Source organism: Bradyrhizobium sp. Ce-3 (genome assembly GCF_022835695.1).
In the GTDB taxonomy this organism is placed as follows: domain Bacteria; phylum Pseudomonadota; class Alphaproteobacteria; order Rhizobiales; family Xanthobacteraceae; genus Bradyrhizobium.
In genome coordinates, this window is sequence record NZ_BQUV01000001.1 from 637,872 (window position 1) to 653,512 (window position 15,641).

The window sequence follows — 15,641 nt, forward strand, 5'->3', positions numbered from 1 at the left end:
GGTCAGAATACAAGCAATGGTGACGGCGTGAAGGCCTGCGTCATCCGGTAACCCGTTCCGACGTTGCCGGCAGGACGATCGCCGCAGCTGGCCGAGGCGCGGCACGGTGGACGTCGAGCAGCCGCACGCCGAGGCGATCGCGCAGGGCCGGCCAGATCCCGCGCGGCGCCACGATCATCACCACGACGGCGATGATGCCGAGCCCGACCAGATACCAGCCGCCGGACAGGCCGAGCGGCCCGGTCATCAATTCGCGCAGGCCGAAGAAGATGACGACGCCGAGGATCGGGCCTTCCAGCGTCCCGATACCGCCGATGATCACGATGAACATCATGTAGACCGACCAGTTGACGTCGAACGCCGCCAGCGGCGCGATGAACAAATTGCCCATGAAGCTGAGCGCACCGGCAAGCCCGCAGCCCGCAGCCGACAGCACGAAGGCGATGAAGCGATTGCGCCGGACGTCGACGCCGACGCTCATCGCGGCGAGATCATTGTCGCGCACGCTCATCAGCCCGAGCCCAAAGCTCGAGGTCATCATCCTGTACAGTGCCGCGATGGTGACCAGCGTCAGGCCGCCGGCGAGCCAGAACATGGTCGGCTCGAACCAGTCGAAATCGATCAGCTTGCTGGTGGCGAGCGGCATGCCCGAGGTACCGCCGACCTCCTGCGATTTCATCGTGAAGGCGCCGATGATCTCGGCGAACACCCACATCGCGATCGAGAAATAGGCGTCGCGCAGCCGGAACAACGGAAAGGCGATGATCGCCGCGACAGCCGCTGCCACCAGCGGCGCCACCGGCAGCACCCAGATCGGCGTGACCTCGAGCCAGCCGGAGGTCAGAAATAGCGCATAGGCGCCGAAGGCGATGAAGACCTGATGGCCGAGCGACACCAGCCCGGCATAGCCCGCCAGCAGGTTCCACATCTGCGCCATTGTCAGCAGCAACAGGCATTCGGTCGCGAGCCGCAGGAAACCCTCGTTCAGCACAAAGGGCGCGCCGGCGATGACCGCGATCAGAATGGCGGCGCTGGCCAGGAGAATGGTCCGTGTCGGCATCGGCGTCACACCCGGCTCGACACGAGACCCGACGGGCGGATCAGCAGCATGATGAAGAACAAGAGATGCGCGTAGAGCAACCCTGCATTCGGATCGATCTTCAGCCCGATCAATTGCGCCATGCCGAGCGCGATGCCGCCGAGCAGCGCGCCCCAGAACGAGCCGAGCCCGCCGAGCACCACCACCTCGAAGGCGATCAGCAGCCGTTCGGCGCCCGAGAACGGCGTGAAGCTCGACCGCACCGCGAGCAGCACGCCGCCGATCGCGCCGAGCGCCAGCGACAGGCCCATCACGTAGTTATAGACCCGGTCGGGCTTGACCCCGGACAGCTGGACGATGTCGCGGCGGTCGGCGGTGGCGCGCACGATCCGGCCGAACTCGGTATGGCGCAGCACAAGCTGCAAGGCCATGAACAGCAGTGCGGCGAGCACCAGTGTCAGCAACGGCATGATGCCGATGTTGAGGCCGGCGATCTCCAGGCTGGCACGTGACAGTTCGCCGACCTGGAGGCTGCGGACGTCGGCGCCGAAGATTTCGACCATGACGTTGCGCAGGATCACCGAGACGCCGAAGGTCAGCAGCAATGGCGACAGCGGATCGGGCGACGTCACCACCCGGTTGACGATCAGCGCCTGGTACAGCCAGCCCACTCCAAAGGACAGCGCGATCACCGGGATCAGCATCAACAGCGGCGATACCTGCGGAAACAGGTTGGACAGCAGCACGGCGCAGAACGCGCTCAGCACCATGAATTCGCCGTGCGCGATGTTGACGACGCGCATCACGCCGAACACCAGAGCGAGCCCGATGCCGAGCAGCGCGTAAAGCCCGCCCAGCAGGGCTCCGTTGATCAATGTCTCAACCCAGATCATGTTCGTTGCTAATCCTGGCTAGTTACCGAAATAGGCGTGTGTCAGCTGCTCCGGCTGCAACCCCTGCGCCGGGCCGGTCAGCGACACTCGCCCCTTCAACAGGCAATAGATTCGTTCAGAGGTCGCGAGCGCGCGCTTGACGTCCTGCTCGACCAGCACGACGGCGGTACCCTCACGGCGGATATCGGCAAACGAACGGTAGATCTGCTCGACCACCACAGGCGCGAGCCCGAGCGAGATCTCGTCGCACAGCAAGAGCCGCGGGTTCGACATCAGCGCGCGGCCGATCGCCGCCATCTGCTGCTGGCCGCCGGAGAGCTGGCCGGGAAACATCCGCCGCCGCTCCTCGAGGATCGGGAACAGGTCGAACACCCGCCGCAGGGTCCAGCTGCCCTTGCGCCGGTTGACGCTCCCCATCAGCAGGTTCTCCTCGATCGTCAGCGAATCGAACAGCAGGCGCCCCTCGGGCACCATGATCAGGCCGAGCCGCGATACCTGTTCGGCCGGCATCTGCGAGATGTCGATGCCGTCGAACCGCACCGCCCCTTTGCGCTCCTCATTGAGCCCGACCAGCGCCTTGAGGAACGTCGACTTGCCGGCGCCGTTGGCGCCGACCAGCGCCACCGCCTCGCCGTCCGCGACGGTGAAGTTCATGTCGAACACGGCCTGGAGATCGCCGTAGAAGATCTGCAGGCCGCTCACATCAAGCAACGCCATCGGCCTTCAATCCCATGTAGATCTCGCGCACCACGGCGCTGTCCATGACGTCCGCCGGCGGTCCTTCCAGCACCTTGCGGCCGAAATCGAGCACCAGGATGCGGTCCGACACCGCGCGCAAGGCGTGTGGAATGTGCTCGATCCAGATCATGGCGTGGTCGGCCTTCACGCCCTGGATGATGGCAACCAGGCGCTCGACCTCGGGCTCGGTCAGCCCGGCCGCGATCTCGTCGAGCAGGATCAGCTTGGGTTTCGAGGCCAGCGCCTTGGCGAATTCCAGCCGCTTGCGGTCGATCAACGGCAACGCACCGGCGAGCTTGTCAGCCTTGCCGTCGAGCCCGGTACGCTGCAAGACCTGCATGGTCCAGTCCGATGCCGCCTCGCCGGTGAGGCCCGCGCCATAGGACGCCGCGACCAGCGCGTTCTCGTAGACCGACAGATGCGGAAACGGCTGCGGGATCTGGAATGCCCGCCCGAGCCCCATCCGCGCCCGGCGGTGCGGCGGCAGCCCTGATATCTCAGCGTCGTCGAGCCTGATCGACCCGCCGTCGGCCGTCAGCAGGCCGACGATCAGGTTCAAGAGCGAGCTCTTGCCGGCGCCGTTCGGGCCGATCACGCCGAGGCATTCGCCGCGCGCCAGCTCGAAGCTGACGGCGTCGGCGACCACGATCTCGCCGAACCGCTTCGAGAGGCCGCTGACGCGCAGAAGCGGTGCCATCTCAGGCCAGCTTGGAGAGCAGCTGGAGATCGGCCTGCTTCGGGATGAACGGCGCGGTGCCGTTGTGCACGATCAGGAGCTCGTATTTCGACTTGCCGCCCTTGGTCTTGCGCCACTGCCCGCCCGACAGCGAGGTCACCGCGACGTTCTTGATCGGTGTCCCCTTGAACTTCACCGGTCCGACCACCGTCTCCATGTCGAGGCCCGCGATCGCGTCGCGCAACGAGTTCTTGTCCTTCGGGTCGCTGTTCTGCAGTGCAGCGATAGCAACCTCCCAGAGCGCATGCGCGTAACCGATCGGCTGGGTCCATTGCTTGCCCGTCGTCTTCTCCCATTCCGCGGCGAGTTCGGCAGCACTCTGCCCGGTCAGCGACGACTTGAACGGATAGGCCGGCGTCCACCACACCTCGGTCGACATGCCGTCGCCGCGATCACCGAGCGCGTTCACCGCGCTCGGGAACAGGAAGGCCGCCGCCACCGTGCAGATCTGCGGCTTGAACCCGGCCTGCGCCGCCTGGTTCCACAGCGTCACCCAGTGATTGCCGTAGGTGAAGCCGGACACGATATCGACGCCGTTGTTCTTGAACGACGACACCTGATTGGTGAAGTCGTCGGTCGCGATCTGGAATTTGCCGGCGGAGAATTCCTGATAGCCCGCCGCCGTGATGCCGCCGGGCAGACCGACCTTCGGGTCGGAGAACGCCTGGCCGGCGGGATTGTCGATATAGAGCGTGCCGACCTTCTTCTTGGTCTCGACCGACTGCCACATGCCCAGGAAATTCTTCACGACGTCATCGGCGCCCCAGAAGAAGTGGTAGCTGTAGGGGAAGCCCTTGTCGGGTGTCGACTTGCGCGGGAACATCCAGCCCTGCCACGGCACCATCGTCGAAATCGACGGAATGCCGCGGGCATCGGCGAGTTCCTGCACCGGGGCCTGTGCGTCGCCGTCCTCGATCAGGATCAGGTCGCATTTTTCCCGCAGCACCAGTTCGCTCGCGACCACGGACGAGCGGTTCGGGTCGGATTGATTGTCCTTGAAGACAAACTCGACCTGCCAGGTCTTGCCACCGATCTTCAGGCCGTCCTTCAGCCGCGCCTTGATGCGTTCGTGGATCCAGGTGTCGGGCTCGGCAAACGGCGCCCGGACACCCGAGAGGCAGCCGACCCAGCCGATCTTGATGGTGTTGCCGGCGGCGCGGGCGACGTTGGCCAGCGGCAGGTTCATCGCCGATGCGAGGCCGGTGGCGCCGGCCGCCTTCAGCAGTGTGCGCCGGTTGAACGCGCCAGCCAGCTTGTCGTTCTTTGTCTCAGTCATGTCCCTCTCCCTCCACAACCAATGATGAAAATGCTCGACCGCGGGTTCACGCCGCCGATCGCTGGATCGCCTCACGGCTCACCGCGGCAAATTTGCACAAGGTGTTTTCGATGATCTGGCGCGGAATGCCGCGCACGATGAAGACCATCCGCGAGTGCCGGTCCGCCGACGGCCAGCCGGCAAGCGTGATCGGCGGATGGAACACGTGCTGCACGCCATGCACCACCATGGGCGCATCCGGCTGCTCGGCGACGTGCACGATGGCCTTGAAGCGCAGCAGGTCCTCGCCCTTGAGCGCAGCGACATAGTCGAGCCAGCGCGCAAATGCCTCGCGCTGGATCGGCTCGTCGATGATCAGGCTGTAGGAGGATACGCCGGCGTCGTGCGCATGATGGCTGTGATGACCGCAATCTGCGCCGTCGCAATCGTGCTCGGCGTGATGATGCGGCGCGTTCGCCGCCTGCGCTGCCAGATCGAACCAGCGCACGACATCGGCGGAACGGGCTGCGGGGTCGAACAGCCCGGCATCGAGAACCTTGGCCGGATCGACCATCCCGTTCCGCACGTGAGCCCGCGTCGCGACCGGGTTGATCGCTGCGAGCCGCGCGTCGAACCGCGCCAGCGCCTCCTCGGCGGCAAGGTCGGTTTTGGTGACGAGCAGCCGGTCGGCGACCGCGATCTGCCTGACGGCCTCGCCGTGCGTCTCGAGCGTGTGCGCTCCATTGACCGCATCGACGGTCGCAACCACGCCGTCGATCCGGTAACGGCCGACCACATCGGGCGCGGTCATCAGCGTGTGCAGCACCGGCACCGGATCGGCGAGCCCGGTGGTCTCCACCAGCACGCGGTGGAACGGCGGGATGGTGCCGGCAGCCCGACGTGACGCCAGGTCCGCCAGCGTCTCGATCAGATCTTCACGCACCGAGCAGCAGATGCAGCCATTGTCGAGCAGCGCGAGACGATCCTCGCTGCTCTCGACCAGCAGATGATCCAGCGCCACCTCGCCGAACTCATTGATGATGGCAACGACGCCGTTGAGCTGCGGCCGGCGCAGCAGATGGTTCAGCACCGTGGTTTTGCCGCTGCCGAGGAAGCCGGTCAGCACCGTGACCGGGATCTGATCCGCCATCGCCATCATGCGCCCCGCTGGTAGACCTTGCGGCCCTCGAAGAAGGTCATCTCGACCCGCGTGTCGGCCAATTGGTCCGGAGGGATGTCGAAGATCATCTGGTCGAGCACGATCAAATCGGCCGACTTGCCGACCTCGATCGAGCCGATCGACTGGCCGAGCCCGGCCGCGCGCGCGGCATCGACGGTGTAGATGTCGATCACGGTGGCGAGGTCGAGCGCCTGCTCGGCCCACAGCGACTTGCCGGGAAAATCTCCGGTGGGATTTTGCCTTGTCACCATGCCTTCGATGCCCTGCCAGGGATCGGGGATCGGAATCACCGGCCAGTCCGAGCCGCCGGCCATCAGCGCGCCGGCCTCCTTCAAATCCTTGTTCGGCCAGAACCGCTGCGCGCGCTCCTCGCCCATCGCGGCCTTGTGCGCCTCGAGGAAGACGGTCGGATACCAGATGATCGGCGACAGATCGGCGGCGACGCCGAGCTCGGCGAAGCGCTTGATGTCGTCGGGCGCGATGTAGCTCGCATGCGCGATCTGATGCACCAGATGGGTCGGCCCGTTGAAGCTGCGCACGACGTCGATGGCGTCGAGCGCCTGCGTCACCGCGGCATCGCCGGCGCAATGAATCTTGGCGGCAAGCCCGAGCTTCTCGCAGCGCCCGAGCCAGCGGATCAGGTCGGGCACGGTCAGCATGGTGGCGCCGCGGAAGCAGCAGCCGCGCACGGGATCGGCCACGTAAGGCTCATGGAACGCCGCGGTCTTGGCGCCCGGCACGCCGTCGAGGAACACTTTCACGTAGTCCGGCTTCACATGGGCGCCGCGGTACTCCTCGCGCAGCGCAAACAGCTCTTCGCCCGCCTTGCCGAACATGAAGCCCGGCTCGACCACAGGCATGGCGCACACCGCCCAAGCCGTGAGCTCGCCGCGGTCGTCGAGCCCCTTCAGCGCCGCCATGATCGGCTGCATGCTGGCGGCGTCGATGAAGGCGGTGACGCCGTAGGCATTGAGCACCGAGATCGAGCGCGCCACCGCCGCGCGGTCCATCTCGGCCGTGTAGTGACCGGAGGCCGCCAGCGCGCGTTCGACCAGGCCCGAGGCGGCCTCGATCATGATCCCGGTCAGCGTCCCGGTCTTGAGGTCGCGGCCGATCTCGCCATCGGTCGGATCGGGAGTGTTGGCCTGCACGCCGGCGAGCCGCAACGCCGCCGAGCTCGCCCACCGATTGTGATAGGTGTCGTCGCGCAGCACGACCGGATGCCCGAGGCAGGCTGCATCCAGCAGCGCACAGGACTCCACGGTGTTCATCTCGTTCAGCAGATTGTTGCCGAACTGCCCGCCGACGATCCAGGCGCCCGGCGCCGCCGCCGACGCCGCCTTGTGCAGGGTCTCGGCGATCCTTGGAATGCTGTCGGCGTTGGAGAAGCGCAGCTCGTAGAGATCGGCTTGCCCACCCATCATGATGTGATTGTGGATGTCGATGATCCCAGGCATCGCCATCCGTCCGCCGAGATCAACGGTCGCGGTCCCCTCGCCGGCCAGCGGCGCGACGTCGCGCTCCTCGCCTACCGCGATGAACCGGCCGGCCCTCACGGCCACGCATGTCGCCCAGGGCTGGTTGCGGTTCGACGTGTAGATCCGGCCGTTGCGGAAGACCGTGTCGGCGAATGTCCTGGTCATACGGATCAACTTCTCGATTGGGAAAGCCTGCAGCGGTCAGCCTTTCGCGGTGCACAGCAGCGAAACCGCGCATGGCGCCGGCATGATCTGCCAAACGTTCGACATGTCGGCATCTGGAACAATCCACCGTCCGGTGGATGCTCCGCCGCCTGCTGCAATGCGGGCGGCGGATCCCTTAGAATCCCAGCGCCAGACCGTCCTTGCGATGGTCGGAGGCGCCGAACAGCACGCCGCGCGCGTGGTCGATGCGGATCGCCTGGCAGCCGCCGATCGGCTCCTCCGAGAACCGTGCATCGTGGCCGCGGGCGCGCAGCTCGTCGCGGATGCCAGGTGATATCGTCGTCTCCAGCGACAGCGCGCCGTCGAACGCGAAGGAGCGCGGCGCCTCGGCCGCGGCCTGGATATCCAACTTCAGGTCGAAGATATTCGACAGCAGATTGGCATGGCCGGCAGCCTGGTAGTGCCCGCCCATCACCCCGAACGACATCACGGTCTTGCCGTCCTTGCGCAGCAGGCCAGGAATGATGGTGTGCATCGGGCGCTTGCGCGGCCCGAGCGAATTGGGGTGTCCGGGCCTGGCGCGAAAGCTCCAGCCGCGGTTATGCAAGAGGACGCCCGACTTCGGCGCATAGATGCCGCTGCCGAACGGATAGAACAGCGAGTTGATCAGCGAGACGGCATTGAGGTCGCGGTCGACCACCGTGACATAGACGGTGTCGCGGTGCTCAATATCCTTCCACGCCGCAGGCGCGGACGCGCGGTTCATGTCGATCTTGCCGCGGATCCGCCCGATGTAATCTTCGGCAAGGAATGCGGCCGGATCGACCTTGCCGGTCGACGGATCGCAGAAGAAGGCGTCGCGTGCGCGGTAAGCGGCCTTGGTCGCTTCGGCCAGCAGATGGATGCGATCGGCCTGCGCGAGATCCGCGACATCGAAGCCGGCGAGCGTGCGCAGGATCATCAGCGCGGCCAGGCCCTGCCCGTTCGGCGGACATTCGACCACGTCGTGATCGTGGTAGCGCGCCGAGATCGGTTGCACGTAATCCGAGGTCTGGACTGCAAAATCCTCGATGCCGTGGGCGCCGCCGAGCCCACGCAAGATGCGCACCATCTCGTCGGCGGCCTCGCCCGCGTAGAACGCGTCGCGCCCATGCTGCGCGATCCGGCGCAGGGTCCGCCCCAGCGCGGGCTGCGTGCGGATGTCGCCGACCTCAGGTGCCTTGCCGCCGGGAAGGAACTGCGCCGCCGCATTGCCGTCGATCTCGATCCGGGCCCGGAAGCGGCGCCAGTCCTCCGCGACGCGCGGCGTCACGCAAAAGCCCAGCTCGGCGGCCGCGATCGCCGGCCGAAAGATCTCCTCCAGCGCCTTGCTGCCATGATCGGCGACCAGTCTGCACCACGCGTCGATCGCGCCGGGTACGGTCACCGCCTCGGGCGCGGTCGGCGGAATGTCGCGCGCGCCGCTTCCTGCAAACTTCTCCACGTCGGTGCCGGCCGGTGTGCGGCCCGAGCCGTTCAGCGCGATCGGCTCGCCGCCCTTCGGCGAAACCAGCGCAAAGCAGTCACCGCCGATCCCGGTCATCTGCGGCTCGACCACGCCCTGCACCGCGACCGCCGCCACCGCGGCATCGACGGCATTGCCGCCGGCCTTCAGCATCTCGACCGCGGCAAGCGTCGCCTGCGGATGCGAGGTTGCGGCCATGCCGCGCTCGGCAACCGCCACCGAGCGGCCGATGGCCATGAAATCACGCATGTCGGATCCTCTGATGTTCGTGAGCGGCAGCCGCTCGCCAACATTGTCGGATACGACACCGGTCTGTGCGGGATTCTCGGTCGGCGGCGCGGTAAGCGGCAATCCACCTAACGGTGGATCGGGCGGACGCGAGGAGAGGGAAACGGACAGCAAGGCTCGGATGGGTCACGTCGCGAGAGCGCGGATGCTTGACCCACAGGCCGTGCAGCAAACTCGGTGTCGTCCCGGCGAAGGCCGCGACCCATTGCCACCGAAAGCAATTGTTGCGCGACGCTGGACGACGAGTCCCACCGACGACATCCGCCGCGGAGTATGGGTCGCAGCCTTCGCCGGGACGACGGCAGGAAAGAGCCGGGCCCTAATGCGGCCGCGACATCAGTGCCACGACGGCGGAGCGGGTCTCGACGCCGAGCTTCTCGAAGATATGGATCAGGTGCGTCTTCACGGTTGCCAGGCCGATATTCAGGCACTCGCCGATCTCGCGGTTGGTGCGGCCGCAGCACAATAGCTCGACCACTTCCATCTCGCGCGAGGTCAGCCCGTAGCGCGCCGGTTCGTCGGCATTCGACGACAGGCGGCTGGTCAGGTTGAACTCGAGATAGTCGTGGATCTTCTCGGCAATGTGCATGCTGCCGTCGGGGATCGCGCAGCCGGGCGCCCAGAGCACGCTCATTCCGGCGACGATTCGGTCGTTGCGTCGGAAGAAGAACTCGATCATGTCGGCGACGCCGCATTGGCCGGCGAAGGCGCGGTAGGTCGCGGCCTCCTGGGTCGCGCATTGATTGAGCGCCACGCTCAGCCGGGCAATCGGCCGGTTGCTCGCGGAGCGCGGATGCAACGGATCGAGCCGGTTCATGCCGGCGAGATACTGGTCGTGGAAACTTGGCGGCACGTTGCTGCTCAGCACAAAACGGTTGAGGGTCAGATTGCCGTCGACCTCGTAGAACGCCGTCGCCGAGCCCTCTAGAATCCCGCGCGCGAATTGAATGGCCTGCGTGGTCGCCGGATCCGGTCGGCCCAAAAGCGCGATCATGACCTACCTCCCGATGTGTTTCCCGAATGGCGAACGTCTGCGCGTCGCATGGTCGTCACGCTGGGGCAGCCGCAGGGCATAGTCAAGCAAATTGCGGGCCAAGCGCACATCCGGAAACGGTTACGCCGAAGTAACCCGGTGGCCCCCTCCACCATCCGGTTGATTGCGAGCAACGCGGCGCATGCGGAACTTTTCACAGGTCTTCCGACATCATTGCTGGATCAAGAATGAATTCACGTCGCATCATGGCCGCCTTCCCATCGGCGGCCGACGATCAGGTCACGCTCGCCAACTGGCGTCAGCATCCCTTCAGCGAGTGGGCGTTCCGCAACGTCCGCGAATTGTTGCCCACCGCGAACATCGCACGGGCCTCGACGCCGGCGCCGCTGTGCTTTGCGCCGCGCCACCTCGACGACGTCAGCTTCGCCGACCCGCGCGGCGAGACGGTGGGTGTCGGCGCGGCCCTGCGCGCCAGCCACACCGACGGCATCGTGGTGTCGCATCGCGGACAGATCGCGTTCGAGTGGTATGCCCACGGCCTGACGCCGGATACGCCGCACCTGATCTTCTCCGTCAGCAAGTCGGTCGCCGGAACGCTCGGCGGCATCCTGGCCGATCATGGCAAGCTCGATCCCGACGCGCCGGTGACACGCTACATCCCGGAGATGGAAGGATCGGTCTATGGCGGCAGCTGCACGGTGCGGCATCTGCTCGACATGAGCGTCGGCATTCGCTTCGACGAGGACTACATGGCGCGCGACGGCGACGTCATGAACTACCGGCGTTCGACCGGCTGGGAACTGCCGGATCCAGCCATTCCGCCGAGCAATCTGCGCGACTATCTGCGCACGCTGCGGCCAAACGGCGCGCCGCATGGCGAGACCTTCCACTATGTCTCGACCAACACCGACGTGCTCGGCTGGGTCTATGAGCGCGCCTGCCGCACGTCCTACGCAAAGATCCTCTCGCACTATCTGTGGCAGCCGATGGGCGCCGAGCACGACGCCTACATCACCGTCGATTCGCGCGGCGCGGCGCGCGTTGCCGGCGGCATCTGCGCGACACTGCGCGATCTTGCCCGGTTCGGCGAGATGATGCGCAACCACGGCATCAGCAACGGACGGCAGGTCGTGCCCACCTGGTGGGTCGACGACATCAGGCAGAACGGCAACGCCGAGGCCTGGTCGCGCGGCGACCTGACCAAAGTGTTTCCGAACGGCAATTACCGGAACAAGTGGTACACGCTCGACCGCCACGAAGCGCCGTTTGCCGCGGTCGGCATTCACGGCCAGTGGGTCTACATCGATCCGGCCAATGAGACCGTGATCGCGCGCGTCTCCTCGCAGCCGCTGCCGATGGACCTCGATCTCGACCACATGTGGATGCGCGGCTATCGCGCGATCGCGGCCAGACTTGCCGGCAAGGCCTGACGGGGAACATCATGCAATCATCGATCAACCGCCGCCGTCTGCTGCAACTCGGCGCAGGCGCGAGCCTCGGCGTCGCGATGCCGCGGATTGCGCGGGCCAGCACGAAGACGATCACCGCGGTGATGCACGCGCCGCTGCGCGCCACCGACCCGATCATGACGACGGCTTGGACCGCGCGCAACCACGGCTACATGATCTACGACACGCTGTTCTCGACCAACTCGAAATTCGAGATCAAGCCGCAGATGGTCGAGGCCTGGGAGGCCTCCGCCGACAGCCTGACCTACACTTTCCGCCTGCGGCCCGGCCTCAAATTCCACGACGGCAGCGGGGTGACGTCGGCCGACGTAATCCCCTCGCTGCAGCGCTGGGCCAGGCGCGACACGATGGGCCAGAAACTGTTCGAATTCGTCGCCGAGTTGAAGGCGGTCGACGAACGGACCTTCCGCATGGTGCTGAGGGAGCCGTGCGGCTTCGTGCTGGCGGCGCTCGGCAAGCCGACCGCCAACGTGCCCTTCATCGTGCCGGCGCGGATTGCCGCGACGCCCGCCGACCAGGCCATCACCGATCATGTCGGCTCCGGGCCGTTTCGTTTCGTGACCTCGGAATTCCAGCCCGGCGTCAAGGCCGCCTACGAGAGGAATCCGGACTACGTGTCGCGCGACGAACCGTCCGACGGCACCGGCGGCGGCAAGGTCGTGAAGATCGGCCGCTACGAATGGATCAGCGTGCCCGACTTCCAGATCGCGACCAACGCGCTGCTGAATGACGAGATCGACTATTTCGAAGTGCCGCCGCACGATCATCATCCGTTGCTCGCGCGCGCGTCGAATGTCGAGCTGACCGACTACAACACGCTCGGTTTCTCCGGCATGTGCCGGATGAACTGGCTGGTGCCGCCGTTCGACCGGCCCGAGATCCGCCAGGCGGTGCTGCATGCCGTCAACCAGAAGGACTGGCTCGACACCCAGATCGGCAACCCCGACTATTACAAGATCACGCCCGCGATCTTCATCGCCGGCACGCCGTTCGAAAGCAGTGTCGGCTGGTCGACCAACGCGGACACCGCGAAAGCCAAGGAGCTGCTCAAGCAGGGTGGCTACAAGGGCGAGCCGATCACGATCCTGCACGCGACCGACGCCCCGATCATCACTGCGCTCGGCACCGTCACCGCCGAAGCGCTGCGCGGCATCGGCATGAACGTCAATTTGCTCGCGATGGACTGGGGCTCGGTGGTGGCGCGACGTGCCAAGCAGTCGATGCCGGCCGAGGGCGGCTGGTCGCTCTACCACTCGACCTGGGCCAGTGCCGACCTCGTCAACCCGATCGGCAATGCCTGCGTCAACGGCAAGGGCAAGAACGGCGGCTTCTTCGGCTGGGTCGAGGATGCCGAGCTCGAGCGGCTGCGCGACGGCTTTGCGCGCGCCGCGGCGCCGCCGGACCAGAAGGCGCTGGCCGACAATATCCAAGCGCGCGCCTATGAGGTGGTCACCCACGTCCCGACCGGGCAGTACAACCAGCCGGCCGCGACGCGAAAGGCGCTGAAAGACATCGTCCGCGCACCGGTGCCGCTGTTCTGGAACATCGACAAGACCGGCTGAAGATGCGCTAAAGCGCGATGAAATTCGGTTGAATCGTCATCGCGCTTTGGCTTGTTGTCCAAGCATGATCTTTTAAGAAAACCGCTTCGCACTTTTCCGGATCATGCGCTATTCGATCGGCGGCCGCCGCGTGTGCCAGTCGGTTACCGACTGGAACGCGGCGCCGGCACGGACCAGCACGTCCTCGGCGAGATGCGGCCCGACCAGCTGCATGCTGAGCGGCATCTGATCCGAGGCCATGCCCATCGGCAGCGTGATGGTCGGACTGCCCGAGAAGTCGAATACCGCCGTGAAGCGCAGAATGCTCAGGAGGACGCCGGGGTCGGCGCCATACTCACTCATCTTCGTCAGCGTCGGGATCGGCACCGGCATGGTCGGGATCAGCAATAGATCGATATCCTCGAACATCGCGGCGAGGCTGCCGCTGAACTTCAGGCGCTCGTGATGGATCGCGGCGATATCGACGCCGCTGGTCGCCCTGCCCTGCTCGATCAGCTGCGCGAGGTCCGGTCCATATTCCGACTTGCGCGACGGGTAGGTGTCCAGGTGCGCCTCCGCCGTCTCCACCGAGCACATCGCAATCCACTGGCTGACGAGCTTCTGATAGGACGGGAAATGCATCTCGCGGATCTCGGCGCCGAGATCGGCCAGCGTGCGCTCGGCCTGCACCAAGGCAGTCACGACCTGCCGATCGATTCCCTCCTGGGTGTACCGGCGATCGACGCCGATCCTTAAGCCACGGATGCCATCGCCTGCCCCGGCCAGATAGTTCGGCACCGGCGCCCGCAGCGCGGTCGGGTCGTTGACATCGGCGCCCGCGATGACGCCGAGCATCGCCCCGGCATCGACGGCGCTGCGGCACATCGGCCCGACATGATCGAGCGAGTCCGCCAATGGAAAGACGCCGTGCCGGCTGACGCGGCCCCAGGTCGGCTTGATGCCGGTCAAGCCGCAGGTCGCCGACGGAAACCTGATCGAGCCGCCGGTGTCGCTGCCGATCGAGCCGTAGCAGAGGCCTGCCGAGGTCGCGACACCCGATCCGCTCGACGACGAGCCGACCCAATAATCCACATTCCACGGATTGAGCGGCGCCTGAACGGACGGATGGTGGCTGGTATAGGCACCTTCCGTCATCTTGAGCTTGCCGAGCGTCACCGCGCCGGCGACTTCGAGCCGATCCACGATCGTGGCGTTGAAGGACGGCACGAATTTGGCGTGGATCGTGGTGCCGCCCGCGGTCGGCGCGAACGTCGTGTAGCAGAGATCCTTCAGCCCGATCGGAACGCCATGCAGCGGGCCACGCCAGATGCCCTTGGCGATCTCGGCGTCGTGCTGCTTCGCCTGCGCCATGGCGCGCTCGGCAAGGACGTGCGCATAGCCATGAAACTGTCCGTCCAGTTTGGCGATCCTACCCAGGATCGCCTCCGTGATCTCCGAGGACTTCGCCTCGCCGCGGCGAATCAGCCCGGAGATCTCGGCGATCGACTTGTAGTGCAATGGATCGGCTGACATGTCGCTGCGGCCCCGGCTAGAACTGGACGCCGCGCGTCAACGCGCCGTCGACGACGAGGTTGGTCCCCGTGATGAAGCTCGCCGCCTTGCTGGCAAGGAACACGGCGGCATTGGCCATCTCCTGCGGCGTGCCCATGCGGCCGGTCGGGTTGAGCGCCAGCGCGGTCTTGTACAGTTCGGGATTGCCGTCCTTGATCATGTTCCAGACGCCGCCTTCGAAATAGGTGTTGCCCGGCGACACCGAATTGGCGCGGATGCCTTTGGCCGCAAGCTGGTAGGCGAGGCCCTGCGTGTAATGGATGATCGCGGCCTTGAACGTCCCGTAGGGACCGCTGGCGAAATCGACCTCGCGCCCCGACACGCTGGAGATGGTCACGATTGCCGCCGCTGCGCTCTTCTCGAGATAGGGCATCGCCGCGTTGACGAGGCGCACGGTGCCCATCATGTCGGTGGAGAATTCCTTCTCCCAGCTCTCCTCGTCCTGCCCGATCGAGAGCGCGCTGACATTGGCGACCACGACATCGATGCCGCCGAGCTTTCCAGCCATGTCGGCGACCCAGGCCTTCAGCGCCGGCCCGTTCGAGACGTCGACCGCGCTGCCGAACGCCGCGACGCCCTTGGCCTTGATCGCGGTGACCGCAGCGTCGACATCGGCCTGGTTGCGCGCGCAGATGCCGACATTGGCGCCCTCGGCCGCGAAGGTGTCGGCGATCGCCCTGCCGATCCCCTTGGTGCTGCCGGTGACGAGAACTTTCGCTCCCTTGAGTCCCAGATCCATCTTGATTCCCTCCGTTTATTATCGATTGTCGAACGCAATTCCTCGCGGCG

General features: G+C 65.9%; 13 protein-coding genes. 2 read left to right on the forward strand and 11 right to left on the reverse strand.

Translation table 11 applies throughout. The features are described 5' to 3' along the window. Positions 1 to 40: 40 nt before the first annotated feature. The 9 genes from BRSPCE3_RS03060 to BRSPCE3_RS03100 all read right to left on the reverse strand — a co-directional run bounded on the left by BRSPCE3_RS03060 (position 41) and on the right by BRSPCE3_RS03100 (position 10,270). Positions 41 to 1,060, reverse strand: a complete 1,020-nt coding sequence (locus BRSPCE3_RS03060; RefSeq protein ID WP_244064188.1) for a branched-chain amino acid ABC transporter permease — start codon at positions 1,058 to 1,060, stop codon at positions 41 to 43. A 5-nt stretch (positions 1,061 to 1,065) separates the two neighbouring features. After that, positions 1,066 to 1,932, reverse strand: coding sequence for a branched-chain amino acid ABC transporter permease (locus BRSPCE3_RS03065; protein WP_244064189.1), 867 nt, complete (start codon positions 1,930 to 1,932; stop codon positions 1,066 to 1,068). A gap of 18 nt (positions 1,933 to 1,950) precedes the next feature. Beyond that, on the reverse strand, positions 1,951 to 2,649 hold the full coding sequence (locus tag BRSPCE3_RS03070; RefSeq protein WP_244064190.1) for an ABC transporter ATP-binding protein: 699 nt from the start codon (positions 2,647 to 2,649) through the stop codon (positions 1,951 to 1,953). After that, complete coding sequence (locus BRSPCE3_RS03075; RefSeq protein ID WP_244064191.1) at positions 2,636 to 3,367, reverse strand: ABC transporter ATP-binding protein; 732 nt, start codon at positions 3,365 to 3,367, stop codon at positions 2,636 to 2,638. Before BRSPCE3_RS03075 ends, BRSPCE3_RS03070 begins: the two co-directional genes overlap by 14 nt. A 1-nt stretch (position 3,368) precedes the next feature. Next, on the reverse strand, positions 3,369 to 4,682 hold the full coding sequence (locus BRSPCE3_RS03080) for an ABC transporter substrate-binding protein (RefSeq protein WP_244064192.1): 1,314 nt from the start codon (positions 4,680 to 4,682) through the stop codon (positions 3,369 to 3,371). Between the two features lie 46 nt (positions 4,683 to 4,728). Next, complete coding sequence (locus BRSPCE3_RS03085; protein ID WP_244064193.1) at positions 4,729 to 5,811, reverse strand: GTP-binding protein; 1,083 nt, start codon at positions 5,809 to 5,811, stop codon at positions 4,729 to 4,731. A 5-nt stretch (positions 5,812 to 5,816) separates the two neighbouring features. Further along, entirely contained in the window at positions 5,817 to 7,484 is a 1,668-nt protein-coding gene (locus BRSPCE3_RS03090) for an amidohydrolase (RefSeq protein WP_244064194.1), read from the reverse strand. A 175-nt stretch (positions 7,485 to 7,659) separates the two neighbouring features. Beyond that, on the reverse strand, positions 7,660 to 9,237 hold the full coding sequence (locus BRSPCE3_RS03095) for a gamma-glutamyltransferase family protein (RefSeq protein ID WP_244064195.1): 1,578 nt from the start codon (positions 9,235 to 9,237) through the stop codon (positions 7,660 to 7,662). Between the two features lie 358 nt (positions 9,238 to 9,595). Continuing rightward, positions 9,596 to 10,270, reverse strand: a complete 675-nt coding sequence (locus BRSPCE3_RS03100; protein ID WP_244064196.1) for a LuxR C-terminal-related transcriptional regulator — start codon at positions 10,268 to 10,270, stop codon at positions 9,596 to 9,598. A 227-nt stretch (positions 10,271 to 10,497) separates the two neighbouring features. Here BRSPCE3_RS03100 and BRSPCE3_RS03105 point away from each other — a divergent pair, with 227 nt between their 5' ends. Both BRSPCE3_RS03105 and BRSPCE3_RS03110 read left to right on the forward strand, forming a co-directional pair. Continuing rightward, positions 10,498 to 11,700 carry a serine hydrolase gene (locus BRSPCE3_RS03105; RefSeq protein ID WP_244064197.1) on the forward strand — a complete coding sequence of 401 codons (1,203 nt, stop codon included), beginning with the start codon at positions 10,498 to 10,500 and terminating at the stop codon, positions 11,698 to 11,700. An 11-nt stretch (positions 11,701 to 11,711) separates the two neighbouring features. Further along, entirely contained in the window at positions 11,712 to 13,301 is a 1,590-nt protein-coding gene (locus tag BRSPCE3_RS03110) for an ABC transporter substrate-binding protein (RefSeq protein ID WP_244064198.1), read from the forward strand. A gap of 108 nt (positions 13,302 to 13,409) precedes the next feature. Here the strand turns inward: BRSPCE3_RS03110 and BRSPCE3_RS03115 are convergent, their stop codons facing one another. Both BRSPCE3_RS03115 and BRSPCE3_RS03120 read right to left on the reverse strand, forming a co-directional pair. Further along, complete coding sequence (locus BRSPCE3_RS03115; protein WP_244064199.1) at positions 13,410 to 14,813, reverse strand: amidase; 1,404 nt, start codon at positions 14,811 to 14,813, stop codon at positions 13,410 to 13,412. A gap of 16 nt (positions 14,814 to 14,829) precedes the next feature. Further along, positions 14,830 to 15,591: an SDR family NAD(P)-dependent oxidoreductase gene (locus BRSPCE3_RS03120; RefSeq protein ID WP_244064200.1), complete on the reverse strand. Its 762-nt coding sequence runs from the start codon at positions 15,589 to 15,591 to the stop codon at positions 14,830 to 14,832. Positions 15,592 to 15,641 lie beyond the last annotated feature (50 nt).